The sequence below is a fragment of the Sphaerisporangium sp. NPDC005289 genome (assembly GCF_040607455.1).
Classification (GTDB): domain Bacteria; phylum Actinomycetota; class Actinomycetes; order Streptosporangiales; family Streptosporangiaceae; genus Sphaerisporangium; species Sphaerisporangium rhizosphaerae.
In genome coordinates this window covers 1-24,267 of sequence record NZ_JBEXGS010000041.1, presented here as the reverse complement: position 1 = coordinate 24,267, position 24,267 = coordinate 1, and the positions used below count along the sequence as shown (strand labels likewise).

General features: G+C 71.7%; 24 protein-coding genes. 9 read left to right on the top strand and 15 right to left on the bottom strand.

Annotated features, from left to right (window positions below):
* Positions 1 to 52: 52 nt before the first annotated feature.
* From ABZT47_RS39210 to ABZT47_RS39195, 4 genes are all read right to left on the bottom strand, one after another.
* A complete protein-coding gene (locus ABZT47_RS39210) occupies positions 53 to 367 on the bottom strand; it encodes a hypothetical protein (protein WP_354853526.1) in 315 nt (104 codons plus the stop codon).
* Between the two features lie 18 nt (positions 368 to 385).
* On the bottom strand, positions 386 to 1,405 hold the full coding sequence (locus tag ABZT47_RS39205; RefSeq protein WP_354853523.1) for a serine/threonine-protein kinase: 1,020 nt from the start codon (positions 1,403 to 1,405) through the stop codon (positions 386 to 388).
* Between the two features lie 256 nt (positions 1,406 to 1,661).
* A complete protein-coding gene (locus tag ABZT47_RS39200; RefSeq protein WP_354853520.1) occupies positions 1,662 to 2,738 on the bottom strand; it encodes a hypothetical protein in 1,077 nt (358 codons plus the stop codon).
* A complete protein-coding gene (locus tag ABZT47_RS39195) occupies positions 2,728 to 3,714 on the bottom strand; it encodes a transporter substrate-binding domain-containing protein (protein ID WP_354853517.1) in 987 nt (328 codons plus the stop codon). Before ABZT47_RS39195 ends, ABZT47_RS39200 begins: the two co-directional genes overlap by 11 nt.
* A 136-nt stretch (positions 3,715 to 3,850) precedes the next feature.
* On the opposite strand from ABZT47_RS39195, the gene ABZT47_RS39190 reads away from it, so the two are divergent.
* Positions 3,851 to 4,684, top strand: coding sequence for a DUF4184 family protein (locus tag ABZT47_RS39190; protein ID WP_354853514.1), 834 nt, complete (start codon positions 3,851 to 3,853; stop codon positions 4,682 to 4,684).
* Between the two features lie 66 nt (positions 4,685 to 4,750).
* Here the strand turns inward: ABZT47_RS39190 and ABZT47_RS39185 are convergent, their stop codons facing one another.
* From ABZT47_RS39185 to ABZT47_RS39170, 4 genes are all read right to left on the bottom strand, one after another.
* Complete coding sequence (locus tag ABZT47_RS39185) at positions 4,751 to 5,815, bottom strand: cobalamin-dependent protein (protein ID WP_354853511.1); 1,065 nt, start codon at positions 5,813 to 5,815, stop codon at positions 4,751 to 4,753.
* Entirely contained in the window at positions 5,812 to 7,824 is a 2,013-nt protein-coding gene (locus tag ABZT47_RS39180; protein WP_354853509.1) for a SpoIIE family protein phosphatase, read from the bottom strand. The genes ABZT47_RS39185 and ABZT47_RS39180 overlap by 4 nt, the downstream gene beginning before the upstream one ends.
* Positions 7,825 to 7,955: 131 nt before the next feature.
* Positions 7,956 to 8,234, bottom strand: coding sequence for a hypothetical protein (locus tag ABZT47_RS39175; protein ID WP_354853506.1), 279 nt, complete (start codon positions 8,232 to 8,234; stop codon positions 7,956 to 7,958).
* Between the two features lie 298 nt (positions 8,235 to 8,532).
* Positions 8,533 to 9,309, bottom strand: coding sequence for a TetR/AcrR family transcriptional regulator (locus ABZT47_RS39170; RefSeq protein ID WP_354853504.1), 777 nt, complete (start codon positions 9,307 to 9,309; stop codon positions 8,533 to 8,535).
* A gap of 138 nt (positions 9,310 to 9,447) precedes the next feature.
* On the opposite strand from ABZT47_RS39170, the gene ABZT47_RS39165 reads away from it, so the two are divergent.
* Positions 9,448 to 10,224 carry a DUF2306 domain-containing protein gene (locus tag ABZT47_RS39165; protein ID WP_354853501.1) on the top strand — a complete coding sequence of 259 codons (777 nt, stop codon included), beginning with the start codon at positions 9,448 to 9,450 and terminating at the stop codon, positions 10,222 to 10,224.
* A 5-nt stretch (positions 10,225 to 10,229) separates the two neighbouring features.
* Here ABZT47_RS39165 and ABZT47_RS39160 read toward each other — a convergent pair whose 3' ends face one another.
* Positions 10,230 to 11,021, bottom strand: a complete 792-nt coding sequence (locus ABZT47_RS39160; RefSeq protein ID WP_354853498.1) for a glycosyltransferase family 2 protein — start codon at positions 11,019 to 11,021, stop codon at positions 10,230 to 10,232.
* 297 nt (positions 11,022 to 11,318) lie between these two features.
* On the opposite strand from ABZT47_RS39160, the gene ABZT47_RS39155 reads away from it, so the two are divergent.
* The 3 genes from ABZT47_RS39155 (at position 11,319) to ABZT47_RS39145 (ending at position 13,833) form a co-directional block, all read left to right on the top strand.
* Positions 11,319 to 12,095 carry a CPBP family intramembrane glutamic endopeptidase gene (locus tag ABZT47_RS39155; protein ID WP_354853495.1) on the top strand — a complete coding sequence of 259 codons (777 nt, stop codon included), beginning with the start codon at positions 11,319 to 11,321 and terminating at the stop codon, positions 12,093 to 12,095.
* A 109-nt stretch (positions 12,096 to 12,204) separates the two neighbouring features.
* Positions 12,205 to 13,014: a polysaccharide deacetylase family protein gene (locus ABZT47_RS39150; RefSeq protein ID WP_354853492.1), complete on the top strand. Its 810-nt coding sequence runs from the start codon at positions 12,205 to 12,207 to the stop codon at positions 13,012 to 13,014.
* 117 nt (positions 13,015 to 13,131) lie between these two features.
* Positions 13,132 to 13,833: an HNH endonuclease family protein gene (locus ABZT47_RS39145; RefSeq protein WP_354853490.1), complete on the top strand. Its 702-nt coding sequence runs from the start codon at positions 13,132 to 13,134 to the stop codon at positions 13,831 to 13,833.
* Between the two features lie 110 nt (positions 13,834 to 13,943).
* Here the strand turns inward: ABZT47_RS39145 and ABZT47_RS39140 are convergent, their stop codons facing one another.
* Positions 13,944 to 14,252: a hypothetical protein gene (locus ABZT47_RS39140; protein ID WP_354853487.1), complete on the bottom strand. Its 309-nt coding sequence runs from the start codon at positions 14,250 to 14,252 to the stop codon at positions 13,944 to 13,946.
* A 354-nt stretch (positions 14,253 to 14,606) separates the two neighbouring features.
* On the opposite strand from ABZT47_RS39140, the gene ABZT47_RS39135 reads away from it, so the two are divergent.
* A complete protein-coding gene (locus ABZT47_RS39135; RefSeq protein WP_354853484.1) occupies positions 14,607 to 16,835 on the top strand; it encodes a molybdopterin-dependent oxidoreductase in 2,229 nt (742 codons plus the stop codon).
* On the opposite strand, the gene ABZT47_RS39130 is transcribed toward ABZT47_RS39135, so the two are convergent.
* A complete protein-coding gene (locus ABZT47_RS39130; protein ID WP_354853482.1) occupies positions 16,772 to 17,938 on the bottom strand; it encodes a sensor histidine kinase in 1,167 nt (388 codons plus the stop codon). The two genes, ABZT47_RS39135 and ABZT47_RS39130, sit on opposite strands and share 64 nt — an antisense overlap.
* Positions 17,935 to 18,792: an MEDS domain-containing protein gene (locus ABZT47_RS39125; RefSeq protein ID WP_354853479.1), complete on the bottom strand. Its 858-nt coding sequence runs from the start codon at positions 18,790 to 18,792 to the stop codon at positions 17,935 to 17,937. The genes ABZT47_RS39130 and ABZT47_RS39125 overlap by 4 nt, the downstream gene beginning before the upstream one ends.
* A gap of 299 nt (positions 18,793 to 19,091) precedes the next feature.
* Here ABZT47_RS39125 and ABZT47_RS39120 point away from each other — a divergent pair, with 299 nt between their 5' ends.
* Entirely contained in the window at positions 19,092 to 20,195 is a 1,104-nt protein-coding gene (locus tag ABZT47_RS39120; RefSeq protein WP_354853476.1) for an acyltransferase, read from the top strand.
* Here the strand turns inward: ABZT47_RS39120 and ABZT47_RS39115 are convergent.
* Positions 20,174 to 20,854, bottom strand: a complete 681-nt coding sequence (locus ABZT47_RS39115; RefSeq protein WP_354853473.1) for a polysaccharide deacetylase family protein — start codon at positions 20,852 to 20,854, stop codon at positions 20,174 to 20,176. The genes ABZT47_RS39120 and ABZT47_RS39115 overlap by 22 nt on opposite strands.
* A 318-nt stretch (positions 20,855 to 21,172) precedes the next feature.
* Here ABZT47_RS39115 and ABZT47_RS39110 point away from each other — a divergent pair, with 318 nt between their 5' ends.
* Positions 21,173 to 21,535 (top strand): YciI family protein, encoded by a 363-nt coding sequence (locus ABZT47_RS39110; RefSeq protein WP_354853470.1) that lies wholly within the window; start codon positions 21,173 to 21,175, stop codon positions 21,533 to 21,535.
* A gap of 112 nt (positions 21,536 to 21,647) precedes the next feature.
* Here the strand turns inward: ABZT47_RS39110 and ABZT47_RS39105 are convergent, their stop codons facing one another.
* On the bottom strand, positions 21,648 to 22,853 hold the full coding sequence (locus ABZT47_RS39105) for a cytochrome P450 (protein ID WP_354853468.1): 1,206 nt from the start codon (positions 22,851 to 22,853) through the stop codon (positions 21,648 to 21,650).
* Positions 22,854 to 22,891: 38 nt separating this feature from the next.
* Positions 22,892 to 23,380: a hypothetical protein gene (locus ABZT47_RS39100; protein ID WP_354853465.1), complete on the bottom strand. Its 489-nt coding sequence runs from the start codon at positions 23,378 to 23,380 to the stop codon at positions 22,892 to 22,894.
* 348 nt (positions 23,381 to 23,728) lie between these two features.
* On the opposite strand from ABZT47_RS39100, the gene ABZT47_RS39095 reads away from it, so the two are divergent.
* Positions 23,729 to 24,267: endo-1,4-beta-xylanase (locus ABZT47_RS39095; protein WP_354853462.1), on the top strand; the 539-nt coding region annotated here is incomplete at its 3' end.

Below are 24,267 nucleotides of genomic sequence, written 5' to 3'. Positions count from 1 at the left end.
CTGCCGTCAGGTCGTCGCCGAAGACGGAACGGCGGCGCGGACGATCGGGTGTCTACCGGCCGCCCGGCTTCCCCGCCGGGCGGCCGCCCAGCAGCGAGGCCAGCGCCAGGACCACCAGGGCGACGGACAGGCCGAGCGCGGCGTACCAGCCGTGCGACAGGGTGATGCGGAAGGTCATGCCCATGCCGCGTGCCTCGGCGACCGAGAGCAGCCCGAAGTTCGGATGCCTACTGTGCAGGTCGTCCCGGCGCAGCAGGACGGCGACGACCGAGGCGACCGCCAAGACGCCCGGGATCACGGCCCACACGGCGGCCCGGCTGCGGGTGAACCCGTCCACGATCACGAGCGTCAGCGCGAGCACGGCCATGATCAGCGTGCCGACACCCTAGGTGGTGGCGAGTCCTGACACGTCCGCGAGAGACGTGGTGATGGTGAGGGGCTCCTGCAGCACGCCGACGCTCGCCCACGGCAGGAACGTCACCCCGCCGAGGCCCGCGGCGGCGACCCCGGTCGCGGCGACGACCACACGACGCAGAACGGAGCCCTTCTGCGACGGTGGCGAGGTGGCGGTCGCGGAGGAGTCGGCGGTCGCCGCTCGGGCCCCCTCGGAGAGCAGGGTTCGGGACGCCACCGGCGCGCCCTGGCCTCCGAGCAGGGCCGGCAGCACATCACGCGCGGTGGGCCGGCGAGTCGGGTCCTTGGCCAGGCACGCGGTCACGAGACCGCGCAGCGGTCCGCTCAGACCTCGAAGGTCCGGCTCCTCGTGCAGAATCCGGTGCATCACCGCGGGGATGGAATCGTTGCCGAACGGCAGTACGCCGGTCGCGGCGTAGGAGAGGGTGCACGCCCAGGCCCAGACGTCGGCCGGCGGCCCGGCCACGGCGCCGCCGAGTTGCTCGGGCGCCATGGACACCGGGGTGCCGACGACCGCGCTGGTCAGCGTGCCGGTGGCCTCCAGTGTGCGGGCGATTCCGAAGTCGATGACCCGCGGCCCGTCGGCGCCCATGATGACGTTGGCCGCCTTGAAGTCGCGGTGGACGACGTCCGCCTCGTGGATGGCGGCCAGAGCGGTCACCGTCGCGATGGCGATCCTGTCCAACGCGGGTCCTGCGGGGGCGTCCCCCGCCGCTATCACCTGGGCCAGTGAGGGGCCTTCGACGAACTCGCTGACGATGTAGGGCCGGTCGCCCTGCACCTCGGCGTCCAGCACCCGGGCCGTGCAGAAGGCCGCGACCCGTCCGGCGTGCGCCAGTTCGGCGGCGAAACGCGCCCGCGCGGCGGCGTCGTCGCTGAAGCGGGCATGGAGCACCTTGACGGCCACGGGCCGGCCGTCCGGAGCCTCGCCGCGGTAGACGGCTCCCTGGCCGCCCTCGCCCAGCAAGCCGAGTATCCGGTACGCGCCCACTCGCGGTGGGTCCCCAGGTCTGAGTGGTCGCATGTCGGTGACGCACCTCCCCGGCTTGAGCGGAGGAGAGTTTACCGCTCCTTGATCCAAGCCCGCCCACGGCTCCTTGATCCAGGAGCGCCCACGGCCGATCCGGGCGGACGGCTCACCCACGGAACAACCTGGGGTCACCACAGAGATCAAGCCCGCGTGCATCCGTTCGGCACCGTCTCGATGGCGTACGCGGAGAGTCGGCCGTTCGTCCGCTGGTCGCCCGTCACGATGGGGCGGTTTCCGGCTCGAGGGGTGATGCGTGGGTGGATTCGCCCGGGGTCAGGTCCGCGGGGGTGGCGGGGCGGCCTTCGCAGCGGGAGTCGGGTGGGGAGGGCATGGGCTCGGGGGCCACCCAGGACAGCACGCTGCGCTCGACGTTCCACTCGTACAGGTGCACGGTGGTGCGCGGGACGGCGCCCGGCTCGGGGCAGAGCACCCGGGAGACCAGCAGGTCGTTGCGGACGAACCGGACCGCGCCGGAGCGTTCGAGTATGGTGACGAGCTTGTCGTCGGTGGTGATCAGATAACCGATGACGACGCGCTCCGCCTTGCCGTCCGGTTTCGCGGCCAGTTCCACGGCCGTGAGGGGCAGGATCGGTGAGCGCAGGACCACCACCCCCGCGACCAGGGGGAACAGTACGGCGAGTGCCCAGGCGAGGCTCTGTACCACGAGCGGTGCGGCGCGCGCGGGCACCGGTCCGGTGAGCAGCGGGGCCAGCGCGCAAGGCGCGGCGAGCAGGACGAGCGTGGAGAGGTCGTCCTGGTGCAGCGCCTGGACGATGGCCGTGCGCAGCACGAACAGGCCGAGTGCTCCGGCGGCCACCGGTAGCGCCAGGCAGATCGCCCTGATCGTCGTCCGGTCCTGTGGGCGGCGTTCCCGGAGGGCGAGTCCGCTCGCCGCGAGCGTGAGCATCAGCAGGGTCGGCAGGAAGCGGAGCTGCCAGCCGAGCAGTCCGACGCCGACGACGACCGCCACGACCCAGTCGGGCATCCGGTCGGCGGCCAGGGTCACCCAGGTGGGCCGCCCGGTGCTGAGCCGGTACAGCGGACCGAGCACCCGTGCGGCCAGCACCACCGCGGGCAGCACCCACACGAGGGTGAGGAGCACGGTGCTGAGCAGCCCGAGGGGGCTGACGTACTGGACGAGCAGCAGCAGAGTCTGGGTGTCCTGGCGGCTGGCGTACCAGAGCCGCATGACCAGCAGCACCAGGGGGAAGGCGGGCAGCAGTGTGAGCAGCCACTCCTGGTTACGCTGCGGCGCGCGTACCCGGAGGGGCCGGCGTTCCTCCTCAGCAGCCATCAGAGGAAAGGGCCCGCTCCCACGGCCAGCGGCGGATCGTTGGCGGCTTCACGCACGGCTGGAGGCTCTGGGCCACGTTCACTCCGCGGTTGGCCGCGAGCAGAGGCCGGATGTGCCGGTCGTACGCGTCCTCCCACGCGGTGTTCTGCGGATCGGCGTAGGAGCGGAACAGAGCGAGCTCGACCAGGGTGCGCAGAGCGGTGTTGGTGCCGGTGTTCACCGCCCACATCTCGGTCTTCTCCAGCGCGATGTCATGGTGCACGAACGTCCCGTGCGACCGGGCGACGAAGCCGGCCATGATCGCCGCGTCGGTGCTCACCGCGTCGTACTTCTTGTTCGCCAGCCCTTTGAAGCAGTCGCTGATCTGCATCTCCGCGAGGGGTTTCACGCCTGCCCTGTCCAGCGGGGTCTCGGAGGTCGAGGTGCCGAGAGTGCAGACCCTCTCGCCGGCGAGTTGCCCCAGCGAGGCGACCGGGGGGTGCTTTTTCCGGGTGACCACGGACTGCTCGGTGTACAGGTAGGGGGTGGAGAAACCGACCGAGGGATCGGCGACCCGGTCGGGGGTGATGCTGAACGTCGCCACCACCAGGTCCACGGCGACGTAGTGGCCCTTGTCGTCGGTGGCCTGACGGCGGGCCCGGTCCTCGGTCTTGATGGACAGGAACACGACCTGATCGCGGCGGAAGCCGAGGTCGGCGGCGATCATGTAGGCGATGTCGATGTCGAACCCGGAGAAGGCGCCGGTGAGCGGGTCCTTCTCGGCGATGCCGGGAGTGTCGTTCTTCACCCCGATGTAGAGCTTGTCGCGGGCGTGCTCTCCGGTCAGCCGGGCCTGCTCGCGTAACTCGGCCTCGGTCGGCGGCCCGGTCTCGAAGACGATCAGGCCGCCGACCAGCACCGCGGCCAGGATCGCGGCCAGCCAGCCGTACAGCCGCAGCCAATCACCTCTGCGGCGGGGCGGTTCGGACGGCGCCACCGCCGCGGGGGGTTCCGGCGGGGGTGTCCCGGTCTTCCCGGGTCTCCAGGGGGGCCCGAAACGCCGCGAACTCCCGATATCCACGCGCATGGCCTCCATAGCCCCGACTCGACCACCCATTCTGCCGAGAAGTGGGGTGCGGGTCATCCTCGGAATCGATGCTCTGGCCGGCTGTGCGGATGGCCTGGCGGGCCGGGTTCAATGGGGCGTGCCTTTCACGTTGAGCCATGTTGTCGCGGTGGTGCCGTTGCGGAGGTGGTTGCCTTCGGCGGGGCTGGTGGTCGGGGCGGTGGTTCCTGATCTGGCCTACTACCTGCCGCTTCCGTACTCGTCCGGGGTCGCCCATGACTGGCGGGTCGGCTGGCTGGTGGATGTGCCGGCGGGGTTGGTGGTGCTCGCCGTGTTCCATCTGGTGCTGCGCGCGCCGCTGACCGCGCTCGCTCCCTGCGGGGTACGCGCCCGGCTGCCCGACCGGGGTGTCGGGGGACGCGGGCCGGCGACCGTGGCGGTGCTTGCGGCGGCGCTTGCGGCGGGCATGGCGACGCACCTGGCGTGGGACGCGTTCACTCACGTGGACGGCGTGGTCGTGACGCACTGGCCGGTGATGCGCCTGCCGGTCCTCGGTGTCCATCGGGTGTTCAACGTGGTGATGTACGTCAGCTCGCTGGCAGGGCTCGCTGTCCTGGTCGTCTGGTTCGCACGGTGGTATCGGCGCGTTCCGCCCCGGCCGGGGCGGTTCTCGGGCGTGGGACGCCGGTCGCGCCGGCTGGTGGTGGCGGGCGGTGGGTCGGCCGCCGGTGTGGGCGCGGCCGTGCTCGGGACGGGTGACGGCGCCGCGGCAAGCCTCTATGACCAGGTTCGCGCGATGTTGCTGGGCGCGACGGCCGGGTTCACCGCCGTTCTGGTGGCGTACGCGGCGATGTGGCACATCGGTCGCCTGTGGACGGCGCGGTGGCGAGTCCGCCACTAGAGCCTGGGCGGGCGCGGTCGAAAGCCGGATTGGGCTGTCGAACAGTCGGCTTGGGCTGTCGGGAGGTCAGCTTGGGTTGTCGGGAGGTCGGCTTGGGCTTTGGGCGGTGTGGATGCCGGCGGTGAGGAGGGGGTGCGTCTGGGGGAGGTCGTGGAGTTGGTCGCGCATCAGGCGCAGGCCGAGGGCGAGTGCCGCCGGGGGCACGCCGCGCGCTTTGAGGATGTCCCGGGTCCAGGCGACGAAGTCGGTGAACAGCGGGACGTCGTCCACGTACAGCGCGGCGGCGAGGAAGTCGGTGAGGTGGCCGAGATCGTCGGCGGTGGCCTCCCGCAGCCGCTCGTCGTAGGAGGCCATCGGCGGATGGGCCTCGGTGAGCGCCCGCATCGTGCGGGCGATCAGGTCGGCGCGGCCCGCCACGAGCCGGGCGTAGTCCGTGGAGGCCGGTCGCGGCGGGCCGCCGGGCGACGCGGCGGGGAAGGACGGCAGCAGCCCGGCCTCCAGCAGGTCGGCGGCGGCGTCCGCGGTCGGGGCCCAGCCGTCCGCGCCGAGCGTACCGGCGAAACGTCCGTCCGCCCCGAAACCCGCTCCGCCCGCGAGGACGGGGACGCCGGCCGCCTGGCAGGCGGTGATGGTCGCGTGCGCCCGGGGCAGCCGGGTGGTCAGGGTGCAGCTCACCGCCACCGCGTCCGGGCCGGTCTGGTGCAGGTGGGTGACCAGGTGGGGAGCGGGGACGCTCGCGCCGAGGAAGTCCACCCGCCAGCCGCGCAGCCGCAGCACCTCGGCCAGCAGCCGGGTGGCGAGCTGGTGGTACTCGCCGTCGGCGCAGGCGACGGTGACCCGGCCGAACCGGGGCGTGGGGCGCACGCGGGTGGCGATGGCGGCGACGGCCCGCTCGGTGACGGCCGTGGCCGCGTGCTCGCGGGCCACCGACCACTCGTCCGCCGCCCACAGCTCGCCCACCCGGCGCTGCGCGGGGGCGATGAGCTCCAGGAGCACCCGCTCGGCGGGCACGCCGTCGTCCAGCAGCGCCAGCACCAGGTCGACGGCGCCGTACTCGTCCGCCTCGCCGATGTGCTGCAGATAACGCTCGACGGCCGTGCTGAGGTCGTTGACCAGGGCGAGGTCGGTCATCTGTGCCTTTCGGGGAGGGGGCGGGCGCGGATGACGAGCAGGGCGCGGTCGTCCTTGTCGCCGTGGGACGTCCAGGCGGTGGTGACCTCCTCGAGTCGTTGCACGACGGCCGAGATGGGCATGCCGACGCACGTGGCGAGGGCCTCCTTCAGCCGGTTCGTCCCGTACAGCTCGGTGCCGGTGGGGCCACCGGACGCCTCGGTGATGCCGTCGGTGTAGAGGAGGCACAGCTCGCCCGGGGCCAGCTCGACGGTGACCGGGCGGAGGTCGAGGTGGTCGTCGATGCCGAGCATGGAGCCCGAGGCGCTGACCTCCTCCACGCTGCCGTCGGCCCGCAGGATCAGCGGTTCCGGGTGTCCGGCCACGGCCACGTCGATCAGCAGGCGTCCCGCGCGGCCGGGGCGCAGCCGGGCCAGCACGAGCGTGGCGTAGGCGTCGGACGCCGGAGTGGCCAGCAGGGTCTGGTTGATCAGCGCGATCAGCCGTTCCGGCCGGTTCTCCACCAGCAGGAGCGTGCGCAGGCAGTGACGGATCCGCCCGGCCAGTACGGCGGCGCGGGCGCCCTTCCCGCAGACGTCTCCCAGGACGACCAGCGGCGCGTCCTTTCCCATACCCGCGCGAGCTGGGACATCCAGCCGGACGGCGGCGTAGGGGGCGTCCTGCCGGTCCACGCCCTGGGGCATGCCGGACCTGTCCAGGCCGTATGGGGCGCCTGGGGGGAGCTCGTCGCGGGGGACTCCGGGGCGGCCGGGGCTTGGGCGGCATACGTCGTAGAAGTCGCCGCCGATCAGGTCCGTCTGCTGCGAGGGGCGCAGCGATCCGGCGAGTTCGGCCTCGTCGAGGACGGGCAGCTCCGGCGGCAGCAGATCTTCGGTGAGAATCGCGTTGGTGGCGCTCTGCTCCTGGTACAGCAGGGCGGAGGCGATGGCGGCGCCGGCGCGGACGGCGAACGCGCGCACCAGGCTCTCGGCCGCCGCGTCGAAGGGCGGAGCGCCCTCGCGGCGGGCGAGCACGAGGACGCCGGCCGGTGTCCCGTTGCCGGGCAGCGGCGTCATCAGCAGGTGCGCGGCCTGGCCGAAGCCCTCGGGCAGCAGCCACCCGGGCGCCAGGGCCGCGTCGATCCGGAGGTGGGGCATGGCCGCGTACCCGTACAGCGCGTCGGTCAGCTCGGGCAGCTCGGCGACGGACCGCACCTCGCCCTCCCGCACGGTGGATCCCCAGGCCGTGGCGCGCAGCCAGGAGTGGGACCGGCGATGGTCGGGGAGAAGCAGCACCGTGGCGGCGTCGGCGAGGAACGACGCGGCGAGCTCGGCCGTGGCGCGGGCGCAGCGGCGCGTGTTGAGCGAGCCGGACAGCCGGTGGCCCGCCTCGACGAGGAACTTCGCGCGCTCGTGCGCGGGCGAGACCGGACGGAACTCCGCGCGCTCGTGCGCGGGTGAGAGCGGACGGGCGCCGGCCGGGACCTCTCCGGCGACCTCCGACAGGAACCACGCCTGGTGGGCCGGGCCGACCATCTCTCGACGCACCCGGACCGTGCGCCCGCCGTGGACGGCGAGACGGCTCACGCCGATGGGCGCGGCCGGGTCGAAGAGAGCGGCGGCGGCATCCAGGGAGGCCGGGGCGAGGGGAAAGGGGTCGGTGTCGAGGGAGGCGGGGTCGAGGGAAGCGGGGTCGAGGGAAGCGGGGGCGGCGTCGAGGGCGGCCGGGTCGAAGAGCGTCGCGGCGGAGCCGAGGATGCCCGAGTCGAAGGGGCCAGCGGCGGTGGCGGCGGAGGATGTGGGGAGGCCAGGTATCGCGTCCGGGGCGATGCGGACGGCGGCGGCGTTGGCCAGCAGAACGCGCCCGTCCGCGTCGCAGAGCACGACGCCCTCGCCCGAGGCCTCCAGGAGGGCACGCATCAGCGGGGCGTCCGGAGTCATGGCCGGTGCCGGCAGGAGGTCGGTGCGGTGATGGGCGGGAAGTTCGCTGGTGGCGCCGGAGATGTCACCGGTCGGTCGTGCTCGTGACATCACGAGGCCTTCCACATTGGGTGTAATCAGCCTACCTACCGACTTATCCGGTAAAGCCTGCCTGTGCCGATCGCGCATGGCGGTCCGGCGATCACAGGTGCGTCGTAGCCCTCGGGGTACCTGGAATGGGGCTAGGGGCGCCGCGATTTCCACCACTGTGGGGGGATCCTGACCAGCCCTTGGACGACCGCCGCCGCGCCGGCGCCGGGGGTCAGGAAGTGTTCGGGCGCGAGCGACGACGGCGGGCGCAGCAGCAGCCGGACGGAGCCCACGAGCAGCACCAGCCAACCGACGATCATCACAAGCTGCCGCAGCAGGCAGGCCATATGCCCGAGCAGGCTCGACGTCTGCCCGAGCAGGCCGCTGGCGGCGCTGACCACCGTGGAGGCGTCCTCCAGCCTCCGTGCCACTCTGGGTCGTCTCGATCTGACCACGTGGCCCACCTCCCACCAAAGGATCGTTGAATCCCTTCGGAGGGGCTCGCTAGCGCAAGCAATATCAACCGGCTCGCCCGCCCGCAACGCCAGCCGCGCACAGTGGGCAACTCTTCGAAATCGTGTTCGATTACATCCGGCCCCTTTGCCAGGCCCAGCGAGATTCCTGCCCTCGCGACAGGTGTGGCGCACCGCTCCCCCCGAGACGCCGCCGCGGTGCGATTCAGGGCTTGGAAGCCTTCGCGGTCAGTGAGAACGGTGAGATCGGGGGCCGCTAACTTGCCGCCGGGTGGGGGCCGCGTTCGCGGACCAGTTTCTCGACGCCGTCGAGGATGCGGTCGAGCCCGAACCCGAAGTGGGAGGCGGGGTCCTCCACGGGCCTCTCGGTGTCGTACTCGTCGAAGACGCCGTCGTTGAGGGCTTCGGCCAGGGCGGGGAAGCGTTCGTCGATGAGGCGGGCGAGCAGCTCGCCGTACGACGGCGCCGCGGGGTCGTCCTGGCCGGGCGCGGCGCCGGGGTCGCTCGTGGACAGCTGCGTGTCTCCGCGCACGTAGTGCAGGACCAGCAGCAGCACCGACATCTTCTCGCGCGGCCGCAGCGCGGTGCCACCGAGGGCGCGCAGCCCGGCGTCCAGCCAGGCCAGCTGCCCCGGGTCGAGCGGCGGTGTCCCCGCGGTCGTCACCTGCAGGATCCACGGGTGCCTGCGGTAGACGCCGGTCAGCTCCACCGCCCATCGGCGCAGCTCGGCGCGCCAGTCGGCCGGCGTGGGCGAGATCTCGGGCGCCGGCCCGGGTGCGGCGTCCAGCATGAACGTCCACAGCTCGTGCTTGTTGGCGACGTGCCGGTACAGCGACATGGTGGCGCACCCGAGCCGCTCCGCCAGGCGGGCCATGGACAGCGCCGCCAGGCCCTCGGTGTCGGCGATGGCGATCGCGGTGGTGACGATGCGGTCGAGGCTCAGCGCCTGTGCCGGGCCCCGCGCGCGGCGTTCGGAACGACCCCACAGGACTTCCAGCGTGCGGGGCAGCTCTCCGCCGGTCTTCTCGCTCATCGGCGCCATCCTACCGTTCTGCGTAGGGCATACGCCATGTGTATGACATACGCTCAGCGTATTCCCCACGCTCTGCGTATCAGATACGCTCAGCGTATGTCATACGCAGCCAATCGCCCTTCCCGTTGAGGAGCCGTCATGGTCATGACCACCGAGAGCCCGTCCTCCCCGCCCCCCGGTCCCTCGGCCGGCTCCGTTCCGTCCCGCCGCTGGTGGCAGCGGCCGTGGATGGCTCCGCTCGGCTTCATCGCCGTGGTGTTCCTGGTCTACTCACTGCCGCCGTACCTCACCGGTGACCCGGCGCTGTCCCGGGTGCCGCGACCGGCGGGCTTCTCGGCGCACTATCCCCTGCTGGTAGCGCACGTCATGTTCGCCTCGGTCGCGATGCTGACCTGCTTCCTGCAGGTGTGGCCGTGGTTCCGGCAGCGGTACCCGGTGGCGCACCGGTACGTCGGCCGGGTCTACGTCTTCGGGGGCGTGCTCCCGGCCGGCCTGGCCGGCCTGGTCATCGGGGCGGGCACCCCGTTCGGGCCGGTCATCGCGGTCAGCAACGTGATGCTGGCGCTGCTCTGGCTGTCGTTCACCGCCGCGGGCTACCGGATGGCGCGGCAGCGGCGGTTCGTCGACCACCGGCGCTGGATGCTGCGCAGCTTCGCGCTGACCTACTCGATCATCACCAACCGCGTCTGGGGCGTCATCGTCGCCATCGTGCTGACGCCGCAGTTCGAGACCACTTTCAAGGGGGACGTCACCATGTTCACCTGGACGCTGGCCGGCCTCGGCGGCTGGCTCGGGTGGACGGTGCCGCTGCTGGTCGTCGAGTGGTGGCTGGAGCGAGGCGAGGCGGCCAAGCGCCGCGCGCGGGCGCGCTCCCGCGCCGCCCGCCCGGCCGCTGTGCACGGCGCGTACGAGTGACCGCCTCAGGCGGCGACGTGCTCCGAGACCGGGGTGACGGCGGCGCGGCGTCGTGCGGGGAGGGGACGGCCGCGCTCGCGCAGGATGGTCTTGAGCACCCGCCAGCCGTCGCGCACGGCGTGCAGGTTGCTCGTGCCGTGGATGCGGCAGCGCTCGTGGCTCGGGATCTCCTGCACGGCGAGCCCGGACTTGGCCGCCCGGACGTTCATCAGCGTCTCGATCTCGAAGCCGTCGCAGTCGAGGGCGAGAGCGTCCAGGTGGCGCGACCAGAAGGCGTTGTAGCCGTAGCACAGGTCGGTGTAGCGGGTGCCGTACAGCCAGTTGGTCAGCGTGGTCAGCACCGTGTTGCCGAGCGAGCGGGTGACGCTGATGTCGTCGGATCCCGCGCCCGAGGTGAAGCGCGACCCCTTGGCGAAGTCCGCCCCCGCGACCAGGGCGGAGACGAAGCGGATGATCTCGCGTCCGTCCGTCGAGCCGTCGGCGTCGATCATGACGATGATGTCGCCGGTCGCCGCTGCGAAGCCCTCGATGAGGGCGTTGCCCTTGCCGCGCCCGGTCTGCCGGACGACGCGCAGTTCGGGGCGCAGGGCGCGGGCGACGGCCACGGTGTCGTCGGTCGACCTGCCGTCCACGAGGATGACCTCGTCGATCCAGCGTGGCAGGGTGGCGAACACGTGCGGCAGGTTCTCCGCCTCGTTCATGGCCGGAACCACCACGCTGACCGTCGCTCCGATGGCCAGGTCGTCGCTGACGGCGGTGTACTTGCCCTGGGGCGCGATGATCCCGTACGTCGTCATGGGCACATATTGGACCAGCCCGCCTGCAGGTGACTTGACAACCCCTTGCAAACCCATGGTCATCGACACTTCCGGCCTGGTCAGAGGCGGTACGTCCGGCAGAGGGGCTTGACTGCCGCGCCGGGTTTCGGTCAGGGGATTAGGGCGGCTATATCGGACATGTGCCTTGATCCGTAACCGCCGGTTCAGGCCGGCCACGTCCCGGGATACCTGGTTCACGGTGCCTTCTCCCGGGCGCCGGTCAGGAAGGCCGAACCGCTCACGCTCGCCTGACGCCGCCCGTGGGAGGCTACGCGCGTGCAGGATGTCAGTACGGGGAAGACCGGCCTCACTCCGCGGCTGGTCCGGGCCGAGCTCATCGTCGTCTTCGCCGTCTCGCTCGGCGCGAGCGCCCTGCGCTCCCTGATCTCGCTGATCGGCTCGCTCACCGCCCCCGCGGAGCTGAAGGCGCAGCACGCGGTGCTCGTCGGCACGAGGGCGCCCGGCCGTCCCTGGCTCGATCTGTCGCTGCAACTGGCCGACATCGCGATCGCCCTGGCCCCCGTCGCCCTGGTCGCCTACCTGCTGGTGCGGTCCGGGGAGTCGGCGCGCACCATCGGCGCCGACCTGCGGGAGCCGGGACGCGACCTGCTGCGCGGCGCGCTGCTCGCGGCCGTGGTGGGCGGTACCGGGCTGGCGTTCTACCTGCTGGCACTGCGGTCGGGCATCAACCTGGACGTCGTGCCCGACCGGCTTCCCGACGTCTGGTGGCGGGTGCCGATCCTGCTGCTCGCCGCCGCGCAGAACGGCGTGCTCGAGGAGGTCATCGTCAGCGGCTACCTGCTGCACCGCCTGGACGCGCTGGGCTGGCGGCCCTGGCGCGCGGTCGGCCTGTCGGCGACGCTGCGGGGCTCCTACCACCTGTACCAGGGGTTCGGCGGCTTCGTGGGCAACGTCGCCATGGGCCTGCTGTTCGGCCGTCTCTACCAGCGGTGGGGCCGGGCCATGCCGCTGGTCGTCGCGCACACGCTCATCGACGCGGTGGCCTTCGTCGGGTACGGCCTGCTCCGCGGCCGGGTGAGCTGGCTGCCGTGACACCACGGGCACGGGCGCCCGTCTGACGGGGAAGTGACTCTCGCAGGTTCGCCGGAGTTCATTCCTGTCGGTCCGACGCCTTTCGCACCGGAGTGGGTACCGTGACCTCGTGGATCAAAGCGAGGCCGGCCGTCGCCGCGCGCTGTGGGCCCTCGGAGCCCTTGCACTGGCGGGTTCGCTGGGTTCGCTGGCCGGTGACGCCGTGCGGTCGTCCTCACGCGCGCCGGGGGCCGCTCCGGCCCGGCACGGGCGGCGCAAGGCGCACCCACGGGTCGCGCCACCGCCCGCAGGGTGGACGGCGCACGCGCTGAAGGCCCGCCACCAGCCCGTGCGCAGCCTGCACGACCTGGCGCCGGCCGCGCCGCGCAACGCCATCGCGCTCACCATCGACGACGGTCCGCACCCCGAGTGGACGCCCCGCATGCTCGACCTGCTCGCCGAGCACGAGGTCAGCGCGACGTTCTCGCTCATCGGCCTGCAGGTGCAGCGCTACCCGCGGCTGGCCGAGCGCATCGTCCAGGCCGGGCACCAGCTCTGCAACCACACGATGCACCATCCCATCCCGTTCAACCGCCTGTCCGCCGGGCGCGTCAAGGCCGAGATCACCGAGGCGCAGCGGCGCATCTCCGACGCCACCGGCGTCCACGCGAGGTTCTTCCGCTCGCCGGGCGGATCGTGGTCGCCGCAGGTGGTGCGCGCCGCCGGCGACCACGGCATGATCCCGATCGACTGGGACGTCGACCCGCGCGACTGGTCCAGGCCGGGCACCCGGCGCATCGCCCAGAGCATGCTCGCCTGCCGGCCGGGCGCCATCCTGCTGTGCCACGACGGGGGCGGCGACCGTTCCGAGACGCTCAGGGCACTGCGCACGGTCATTCCCCGCCTCAAGCATCGGGGCATGGCGTTCGTGGCCCTCTGACCCTGTCCGGCCGGGACATGGCGGTGTCGATCACGGTATTTATGGGGATAGACAGCTCGACGAGTCTTCACCCGTCCGGCCCGGGAGGCGGCACTGAGCACGCGCGGGGTGGTCGCGGTGGCCGGAGTCGCCATCGTGCTCGTCTCTCTCGCCGGTCACGCCGCGACGAAGGACACGACGCGCGTCACCGAGCGCGCCGGCCCGCTGGAGAACCCGGACGGCACCAGGCCGGGCCTGGTCGCCATCACCTCGCGCATGGACCGGGCGGCGGCCGTCGACCTGATCCGGCGGGTGCGGGTCGGCCGCCAGGGTTCCAAGCGCGGGTACACGCGCACCCGGTTCGGCGAGAACTGGGCGGACACCGCGCGGGGCGTGCCGTACGCGCGCAACGGCTGCCGCACCCGCGACGACCTGCTCGCCCGGGACGGCGAGGAGGTGGCCTACCGCCGCGGGTCCCATTGCGTGGTGGTGGCGATGAAGCTGCGCGACCCCTACACCGGCAGGACGATCCGGTGGCGCAAGCACGACGCCGACCGCGTGCAGGTCGACCACGTGGTGCCGCTGTCGTACGAGTGGCGCATGGGCGCCTCCCGATGGAGCATGGCCAAGCGGGTGCGCATCGCCAACGACCCGCTCAACCTGATCCCGGTCTACGGCCCGGCCAACGAGGACAAGGGCGGCGCGGGCCCGGCGTCCTGGCTGCCCCCCGTGCGGAAGGTGCGCTGCGCGTACGTGACCCGCTTCGCGCAGGTCGCGGTGAAGTACGACCTGCCGGTCACCAGGCTCGACAAGTCCGCCATGCTCGCCCAGTGCCGCTGACCCGCGGCCGGTCGGTTTCCCTCGCCCGGCCTGCGACCCCGGCCCGTTCCCCCTCGGCCCGCAGCCGCGGCCGGTGGCTGGTGGGTCGCCTCCGCCGGTCGGCGGCCCGGTCAGTGCCTCGCGCCGACCGGGTGGCGGTACTGCTCGGGCGCCATCGGCGCCTGGTTCACGTGCTGGTTCACGTGCGGCTCCTGCGGCGCGGGCGCGACCGGAGCCTGAGTGCCGGCGACGAGCCCGCGCACGGCGGCCTCGAGCTCCTCGGGGGTCTCGCCCTCGGCGAGCCGCGGGTCCGCCTTCGCGGCGCCCTTGGGCGTGGCCCAGAAGCGCCCGGTGTGCTCCCCGTACCACACCGTCCATCCGGGCAGCCGTGCCGCCAGTTCGCGTGCGACGGCCTTGCCGTCGGTGACCTCGTTCGCCATCACGACCCTCTTCCGTGGTTTCACCCGTCATCGACAGCCGGGACGGTCACCATCTGACGGAGCACACTGCCCGCGAGCTTCCTCGACGGGTGAGGCTCTCCCTTTACGGACGGTCGATCGGCCGGCTCGAACCAGACCGGACTGCCCGCTATGTCGCCGTGAAAACCCCCGGGACCCACCGTACGTGAGAAAAGCCGTTTATGGCCGTGAACCCGCTCGTAAAGGTGTGTGTGCTCCGGAGTCAGGCCCGTGGCTACCCACCCGTATCGACCCCTATCCCACCGTTTGCTGGGGTTCCCCCCATCTCCCGCGCCTGCTCATCATGGGTCCAATCGACGATCTCAGGGAGTGCCGATGAGAACCGCGCACCGGACCTGTCCCCTATGCGACGCCGTCTGCGGCCTGCGGCTCACGCTCGACGACACCGGACGCGTCACGTCGGTCAAGGGCGACCCGGACGACCCGTTCTCCAAGGGCTTCATCTGCCCGAAGGGCGCGAGCCTCGGCCACCTCGACCAGGACCCCGACCGCCTGCGCGTCCCCCTCGTGCGCAAGCAGGACGACGAATGGCACGAGGTCAGCTGGCAGGAGGCCTTCGAGACCGTCGAGCAGGGGCTCAAGGGCGTCATCGACCGGCACGGCCGCGACGCCGTGGCCCTCTACCTCGGCAACCCGACCTTCCACACCATGGGCGGCATCCTGTACCGGGGGGCGCTGGGCCAGGCCCTCGGCACGCGCAACGTCTACTCCGCCAGCACGATCGACCAGATGCCCAAGCACGTCGCCTGCGGCTACCTGTTCGGCGACCCGCTCGCCATCTCGGTGCCCGACGTCGACCGCACCGACTACTTCCTCGTGCTCGGCGCCAACCCGGTGGAGTCCAACGGGTCGCTGTGCAGCGCCCCCGACTTCCCGAGCCGCCTCAAGGCGCTGCGCGGGCGCGGCGGCCGGCTCGTGGTCGTCGACCCGCGCCGCACCCGCACCGCCGCCGTCGCCGACGAGCACCTGTTCATCCGCCCGGGCACCGACGCGTTCCTGCTGTTCGGCATCGTCCACACCCTGCTCTCCGAGGACCTCACGACGATCGGCCTCGACGTCGCGGGGCTGGACGACCTGCGGCGGCTGTCGGAGGACTTCACCCCCGACATCGTCTCGCCGGTGTGCGGCGTGCCCGCCGCGGACATCGTCCGCATCGCCCGCGAGCTGGCCGCGGCGCCCACGGCCGCCGTTTACTCGCGCATCGGCGGCTCCACGGTCGAGTTCGGCACCGCGACGCAGTGGCTCGTCGATGTGGTCAACATCCTGACCGGCAACTTCGACCGGCCCGGCGGCGTCATGTTCACCCGCACCGCCACCATGGACCTCGGCCGCACCGGCGAGCCGTACACCACCGGGCGCTGGCACAGCCGCGTGCGCGGGCTGCCGGAGTCGCTCGGCGAACTGCCGGTGGCCACCCTCGCCGACGAGATCGAGACCCCGGGCGAGGGGCAGGTCAGGGCTCTGGTGTCCGTGGCCGGCAACCTGGTGCTCTCAGCGCCGGGCGGCCCCCGTCTGGACCGCGCGCTGGCCGGCCTCGACTTCGTGGTCTGCGTCGACCCCTACCTCAACGAGACCACCAAGCACGCGAACGTCATCCTGCCGCCGCCGCGCATCCTGCAGATGCCGCACTACGACTTCCTGCTGCTGTCGGTCACCGTGCGCAACTACACGCGGTTCTCCCCGGCCATCCTGCCGCTTTCGCCCGAGCAGATGTCCGAGGCCGACATCCTGTCGAAGCTCACGCTCATCGCCTCCGGCCAGGGCGCCGGCGCCGACCCCGCAGCGCTCACCGAGATGATGCTGGACCAGATCCTCGGCGGGGCCACGCAGGCGCCGGGCTCTCCCTTCGAGGGCAGGGACGTCGCCGAGGTGCGGGCCTCGCTGCGGGGCGACAGCGGGCCCGAGCTGCTGCTGGACGCCTTCCTGCGGCTCGGCACGCACGGACTGTCGCTCGCCGACCTGCTGGACAACCCGCACGGCATCGACCTCGGGCCGCTCACGCCCCGGCTGGCTGAGCTGCTGTGCACCGAGTCGGGCCGGGTGGAGCTGGCCGCGCCGCGGCTGGCCGAGGAGGCCGGACGGCTGCGCGAGCGGCTGGCCGCGCCGGCCCCCGAACTGCTGCTCATCGGACGCCGGCAGCTGCGCTCCAACAACAGCTGGCTGCACAACGTGCCCACGCTGGTCGGCGGGAGCAACCAGTGCACCCTGCACGTCAATCCGGCCGACATCGCCCGGTACGGCATCGGCGGGCAGGCGGTGATCCGGTCGGCGAACGGCGAGCTGGTCGTGCCGGTCGAGCCGAACGACGCCATCATGCCGGGCGTGGTCAGCCTGCCGCACGGATGGGGCCACGCGGGCAGCACCCAGCGCGTCGCGGCCGAGCACGCCGGGGTCAACGCCAACGCCCTCACGGACGAGTCGGTGGTGGACGTGCCGTCGGGCAACGCCGTGTTCAACGGCGTCCCGGTGACCCTCGCGCCCTACGAGCCCGAGAAGCCGGCGCTGACCGGGTCGTTCCCGCTGTCCTCCACCGCCGCCGTCTGAACGAGGTCCCCACCGGCTCCACCCGCGGCCGTCTGAGCGAGGTTCCCACCGGCTCCGGCCGCGGCCGTCCAGGCGAGGCTTCCGCCGGCTTCCGCTACGGCCGTCTCAGCGAGGCCTCCGCCGGCTCCGGCCGCGGCGGGGTCGCCGGGCGGGGACAGCAGGAAGTGCAACCGCACGGAGGTGCCCGCGGGCCGGTGGTGGATGCGCACCAGGTCGGCCAGCTCGTTGGCGATGAGCACGCCGCGCCCGCGGGTCGCGCCGTCCGCCGGCGGGACGCGCCCGGTCATCGGGTCGGCGATGTGCCCGGTGTCGTCGAGCTGGCAGGCGAGCACGCCGTCCTCGGCCCACACCGTCAGCGTGGCGGGCCCGGTCGTGTACTCGGTGGTGTTGGTGGCCAGCTCGTTCATCGCCAGCAGCAGCTCGACGACGCGCTCCCCGGCCAGGCCCTCCGCCATCGCCCGCACGGTGAGGAAGTCACGCACGCCCGGCAGCGCGCCGACGCCGGTGAAGGTGTACCGCTCGGCGTCCTCCGGCGGCGCGGGCAGCGGCCAGTCGAACGCCGCGGCCGTCTCGAGCGGGTCGCCGTAGGCGGCGCTGGCCCGGCTCCCGTCGGCGTCCTCCAAGATGGGATGGGTGCGCTCGGCGTCGGCCAGCGCCGAGGGGGCGAGCGCCGAGGCGTCGTACGGGCACAAGATGGCGGCGTCCCTGCCGGCGAACGCGGCGTTGATCAGCGCCTCGTGCGCGACGCAGGCCGGGTACTCGACGGCGCTGCGGCCCTTCCAGATGGGCTCCCCGATGATCCACACGCGGCGGCCGGGGTGGGCGCCGGCGAAGGCCAGCAGGACCGAGGGGATGATGCGCCCCGGATTACGGCCCGCGCGGGCCATGTCGGCGAAGGTCACGGCGTCGCCGTCGGCGCCGAGCCGCGCGCGGACCAGCTCGCCGTTGCCGCCGGGGACGGCGACCAGGGCGGGGTCCCCGGACGCCAGCGCGCGCCGGACGAACGCCGCGCAGCCCGACGCGTACTGGTCCAGGTCCCGGTAGAACAGGCCGATGTGCTCGAACGGGCCGGCCGCCCGCGGGGCAGGTGCGTGCCGGTTCATGCGACGGCCCCCGCGCACGGCTCGCCGCCCAGCAACCGCATCAGCTTCGCCAGCGGCACCGAGCACCCGGTGATGCGCACTTTGGGCGGGGCGGTGGTGGCCGCGCCCATGAGCAGCCTGGCGGCGCCGGCGTCGGCGAACCGCAGCCCGGCCACGTCGAGGGTCACCGTGGCGTCCGAGCGGGACATGTCGTCGATGACGTCGGCCAGGGTGGCGGCCAGCGCGTCGCGGTTGGAGGCGTCGGCCTCGCCGATCAGCCGCAGCCCCGGCGGCTCACCGGTGCGTTCCATGCGCAGCAGGGGCCGCCAGTTCCAGTCGGTGCCGGGTTCCATGCGGGACGGGTGCGCGGCCGAGACGCGCAGGAGGCTGACCTGGTCGAACAGCCGCCGGTCGTACAGGCAGAGGGCCATGGCGTAGCCGTCGGCGAAGACGCGGTTGACCTGGGCCTCGTACCAGTGGAGAGGGTCGGCGCCCACCACGTCGGCTCTCGCCCACGACATGTCGCCGATCAGGCGCAGGGCCGTGTATCCGCCGCCGCGCGCCACGGCGATCTCGCGCTGCCAGTCGTCGAGCACCACCATGGGGTCGAACAGGCCGTTGGTGAGGTAGCCGTCCCGCGGGTGGCCCATCTGCAGTTGCCCGGTGCGGACCAGACGCCAGGCGTCCACGCCGTTGTCCGTCAGCTCGCGCAGCAGGAGGTCCGGGGACGCGTCGGAGAGGTAGAGGATCTTCTGGTTGGCGCCGGCGCCGGCCTTCACGTAGCCCGTTATGGCGGCCAGCCGCTGGTGTTCGTCGTCGAAGGTCCAGCACACGTGGTCGCCTGGACGTATTCGATCCACAACCGATGGATCCATCGGCCTCCTCATTTCTGGCGGACGCCTTCCCGTTCCGGTTCTGCTGTCCACCGGACCGGGCCGCCGTCCGCCGTGCTGCCGGTCAACCCGACTGCACCGGGCCGCGATTCAGGCTACCAGCCGCATATCGACCGCCGTAGGTGATAACCCCGCACCTGGTGGCCCGGCGGCCTCGGCCGCTCCCGGGGTCCCCGGCGGCGGGCGGCGGCGGGCGGGGGCGGGCCGCCGCTGCCGGGAATCGGCCGCCTACCTGGAGGAGGACGGCTGATTCAACGATCTATATCGCTATATTCATGGCCATGCTGCTCCCGGCCCCCGAGGTCGCAGATCTACCGGTCGTGCATGCCGTCCGGCCACGGCTGCGCGTTCTCGATCTGCTGCGCTTCTGCGCGGCGTTCGCGGTGGTGCTCTTCCACTACGGGCACACGCGGGCGTGGGGGACGCCGAACGCCTTCCCCACCCTGAGCGCGGTGACCATGTTCGGGGTCTACGGGGTCCGCATGTTCTTCGTGATCAGCGGGTTCGTGATCCTGATGAGCGCGTGGGGACGCACCCCCGGCGAGTTCGCCTCCTCGCGGATCGCCCGGCTCTACCCGGCGTACTGGGCCAGCGTGATCATCCTCGGCGCGCTCGCGGTCGTGGGACTCACCACCGACCACCGGCCGACCCTGAGCGAGCTGATCGCCAACCTCACCATGCTCCAGCACGGGCTGCGGATCCGCGATCTGGAGCTGGTGTACTGGACGCTCTGGCAGGAGCTGATCTTCTACGTGCTCATCGCGGTGTTCGCCGCGATCGGCTTCACCTACCGGCGCTGCCTGGCCTTCCTCGGCGGCTGGCTGGTGCTCCTGGCCATCGCCGAGCGGGTGGACGCCGACCTCCTCCAGGCCGTCCTCGTCCCCTTCAGCGCCCCGTACTTCATCGCGGGGATGGCCCTGTACCTCGTCCACCGCTTCGGCGGGTCACTGTTCCCCTGGCTGTTCGTGGGCGCCGGCTGGGCGGTCGCGCTCGTGCAGGTGCTGGGGGAGAACCCGCCGGCCGTCCAGCGGTTCGGGCAGAACCTGGGGTCCGCCCTGGTGGTCGGCGTGATCTCCCTGATCTTCCTGGTGATGGTCCTGGTCGCGCTCGGCACCTTCGACGGGGTCGACTGGCGCTGGCTCACCGTGCTGGGCGCGCTCACCTACCCGCTGTACCTGTTCCACCACCACGTCGGGTATCTCCTCATCGGGTGGCTGCACGCGCCGCTGGGCAGGTGGCTCACCCTGCCCGTGGTGCTGGCCGCCGCGCTCGTCCTCGCGTACGGCGTGCACCGGCTGGTCGAGGTGCCCCTGCAGGGCCGGCTGAGGTCCGCGCTCAACCGGTCCCTCCGCGCCGACGACGGCTACTCGGACCGCGCGGGGTAGACCTCGCCGCCCTTGAGCTCGCGTCCCTGCAGCAGCGCCGTCACCGTCACGAAGTGGTAGCCCTGCTTCTCCAGCGTGGTCAGCACGGCCGGCATCGCCTTGACGGTCTGGGGGACGATGTCGTGCAGCAGGATGACGCCGTTGCGCTTGGCCAGCTTCAGCGTCCGCGCGGTGATGACCTTGGTGTCGCGCGCCTGCCAGTCGAGCGTGGAGCCCGTCCACAGGATCTGCGGCAGTTCCAGCTCGGCCATCAGGCGGCCGACCCGGGAGTCGGTGGCGCCGTTCGGCGGGCGCATCATCGTCGGCCGCTCGCCGATCGTCTGCTCGATCACCTCGGAGGTCGAGTTGACCTCCTGCATGATCTCGTCATCGGTCAGCTTGGTGAGATCGGGGTGGGTCCAGGTGTGGTTTCCCACCTCGTGGCCCTCCGCCACGATGCGCCTGGCCAGCTCGGCCCGGCCCTCGACCTTGCGGCCGAGCAGGAAGAAGGTGGCCTTGGCCTTGTGCTTCTTCAGCGTGTCGAGCAGTTCGGGGGTGTAGGGCCACGGCCCGTCGTCGAAGGTCAGCGCGATGCACTTGTACCGGGCGCAGTACGGCTTGGCCGGCTCGTCCGCCTTCTTCCCCGTCTCGGCCGCCGCCGGAACGGTCAGCAGGCCCATCGCACACACTGTTGCCACAAGTACTCGGACTTTCCGCCACATGGCCCCGAATCTTAGTGAAACGGCGCACAAGTAGCGATCTCTACGCACGGTTCCGTGCGATCCGTCCCTGGCGGGCTCGTGGGCCCGTACCGCGTCGAAGGGGGACCCACCGGCGGTCCCGATCCTCTGACCTGGTGTTCCTGGGCAGAACGACGCCGACGAAAATTGTCCCGACGAGAGTGTCGAAACGGCGTGCAGGCGTTCGACGCGTGTGTGACGGCTGGTCGACGCGTCCGGGATCCGCCGGACCCAGCCCGAGACGACAAGGGAGCGACAATGCGATTTCTGATGATGCACCGGCTCGACGAGCGTGCCCCCGAGGCCTGGAACCCCAGCCAGGAGTTCATGGAGAAACTGGGCGCGTTCATCCAGGACTCGATGGAGAAGGGCATCCTGATCACGGCCGAGGGCGTTCACCCGTCCGAGCGGGGCGCGCTGGTCCGCAAGGCCCGCGGCGGGGGGATCACCGCGATCGACGGCCCGTTCACCGAGGTCAAGGAGGTCATCGGCGGCTTCGCGCTGCTCAACTTCGACGACCGCGCGCAGGCCGTCGAGTACGCCAAGCGGTATGCCGACCTCTTCGACGACGTCGAGGTGGAGGTGCGCCAGGTCGCGGAGGCCGACGACTTCCCGGCCTGACGACACCGGCGGAGGCCGGCCCCATCGGGACCGGCCCCCGCCGGCGTCTCCGCGCCCATCAGACGCGGCGGGCGAAGAACGGTCCCGCCCGCCACGCGTCGGTCACGCGTCATCACCCCAGGACGAGCGGGAGGCGGCGCACTCCTGTCAGAGACGGCGTGGGGATGAACTGCACGGGGTCCTGCGGGTCGGTGCGAAGGACGTCGAACCGGTCGAGCAGGATGTTCAGCGCGACCTGTCCCTCCAGCCGGGCCAGGGGCGCGCCCAGGCAGAAGTGGACGCCGCGGCCGAAGCCGAGGTGCGGGTTGGGCTCGCGACCGGGGGCGAAGACGCCGGGGGCGCGGAACTGGCGCGGATCCCGGTTGGCCGCCGCGAGCCAGACCATGACCATTTGGTCGGCCGGTATCGTCGAATCGCCGAGCCGCGCCTCCCGGGTGGTGGTGCGGCCGAGGAGGGCGAACGGGGTCAGGAACCGGATGGACTCCTCGATGACGTCCGGGATCGCCGAACGGTCGGCGCGTACCGCCTCCTGCTCGCCGGGGAAGGCGTCCAGGCACAGCACCGTGTTGCCGAGCAGCATCGTCGTGGTGATGTGACCGGCGAGCAGCAGCACGATGGCGAAGTTCACCACCTGCTCGTCGGGCAGGCGTTCGCCGTCCACCTCCGCCTCCACCAGCCTGGTGAGCAGGTCGGCGCGCGGCTGCCGCCGGCGTTCCGCGGCGTGCGCGGCGAGGTAGGCCGACATCTCCTTCCACGGTCCCATCGTGGCCTGGAGGTCCGCGCTGCGCTCCTCGGCGGACCGGTTGAGCGAGATCTCGGCGTCCCGCTGGAACAGCGCGTCGGCCCACTGCTTGAACAGGGCGCGATCGCTGCTCGGCACCCCGAGCAGCTCGGCGATGACGATGACCGGCAGCGGGTAGGCCAGGTCGGTCACGAGCTCGAACCGCTCGTGCTCGCGCGCCGCGTCGATCAGCTCGCCGGTGAGCGCGGCGATCCGCGGTTCGAGATCGGCCACGACCTTGCGGGTGAAGGCGCTGCTGACCAGCTTGCGCAGTTTGCCGTGCTCCGGCGGGTCGATCTGGGTGATGAAGCCGTTCAGCGAGAAGTCATCCTCGCTGGGCAGCAGCTCCTTGGGGACGATGCGCATGGTGTCGGAGGAGAACGTCGCCGGGTCGCCGAGGACCTCGTGGGCCTCCGGGTATCCGTAGACGTTCCACAGTCCGGTGCCGGCGTCGAACTCGACCGCCGGGCCCGAACGGGGCCCGTGCAGCCAGAAGTGCCGTTCGGGGATGTCGTACCGTTCGACGATGTCGGACATCGCCTCTCCTTGGTTGAGGATCCCTCTGCCGATGTGGGTCAGGACGACCTCTCGCGGTACTCCTTCCAGCGCTCGAACATCCCGTCCGAGTCCTGCAGGATGAAGGCGAAGAACTCCCGGGTGTCCTCCAGCCGGCCGCGCTGGCCGGGCCGGTCGTCACCGATGATGGACAGCCCGAAGTCGAGCGTGTCGAGGCTCTGCCTGACGATGGCGAGCTGAACCCGCATGACCTGGTCCCATCCGCCGCCGACCATCCGGTAGCGGTGCTCGCGGGCGGAGGTGGGGACGCGTTCCACCATCCCGCTCAGCTCGAGCTGCCTGGCGACCGTGCTGACCGCGGTCTTGCTCACCCCGAGCGTCGCCGCCAGGCCGGTGAGCGACTGGTCGGGCGGGTCACAGATCATGAGCCACCCGTACAGGCGGCCCATCGTGCGCGTCCCGCCCAGCCGCTCCATGATCAGTCCCATGCGATCGACGAACTCGGCCTCCGAAACTTTCACCCGCGCCAACTCCGCAATGATCGTCAACTACGTACTTTACGAAGTGTACGTCGGTCGGCTCCGGACGTGAAGAGCGGCGCGGACAGGACGGACCTCGCGTCCGCGGAGAGGCGGCCGGGCTCATCGGGCGATCTCAGAGGTCTCCCTCGCTGACGGCGCACCTCTGAAATTTTCTTGCCGACTTGACACATTTCGGCAGGGTTTCCAGACTGTGTTTCCGAGGCGGCCCCTCCTGCCATGTGGTGGTGTGCGGTGAGGACCGTCATTCATGACGCCCTAGTGGTGTGCGTTCCCTGATCACGGGACGCGGCGTCGATCGCGCGGGGTGACCCCAGCGTGTCCGCATTTCCGTGATTCAGTCTGGAGCACTCAGTCATGGGCATTAAAGAGATGTTTCCGCCGCTGCCTTTCAGGCGGCCGCGGGTTCTGATCGCCGCCGCCGCCGGCCTGCTCGGCGTGGTCGCCGCGGTGACGGTACCGACCATGCCGGCCGGTGCGGCGGCGAGCACGCTCGGCGCGGCCGCCGCGCAGAGCGGGCGGTACTTCGGTACGGCCATCGCCTCGGGGCGGCTTGGTGATTCGGCGTACACGACCATCGCGAACCGTGAGTTCAACATGGTGACGGCCGAGAACGAGATGAAGATCGATGCGACCGAGCCCAACCAGAACCAGTTCAACTTCAGCGCCGGTGACCGGGTCTACAACTGGGCGGTGCAGAACGGCAAGCGGGTGCGTGGGCACACGCTGGCCTGGCATGGTCAGCAGCCGGGGTGGATGCAGTCGATGTCGGGCAGTGCGCTGCGGCAGGCGATGATCAACCACATCAACGGGGTGGTGGGCCACTACAAGGGCAAGATCTACGCCTGGGACGTGGTCAACGAGGCCTATGCCGACGGCAACTCCGGTGGGCGGCG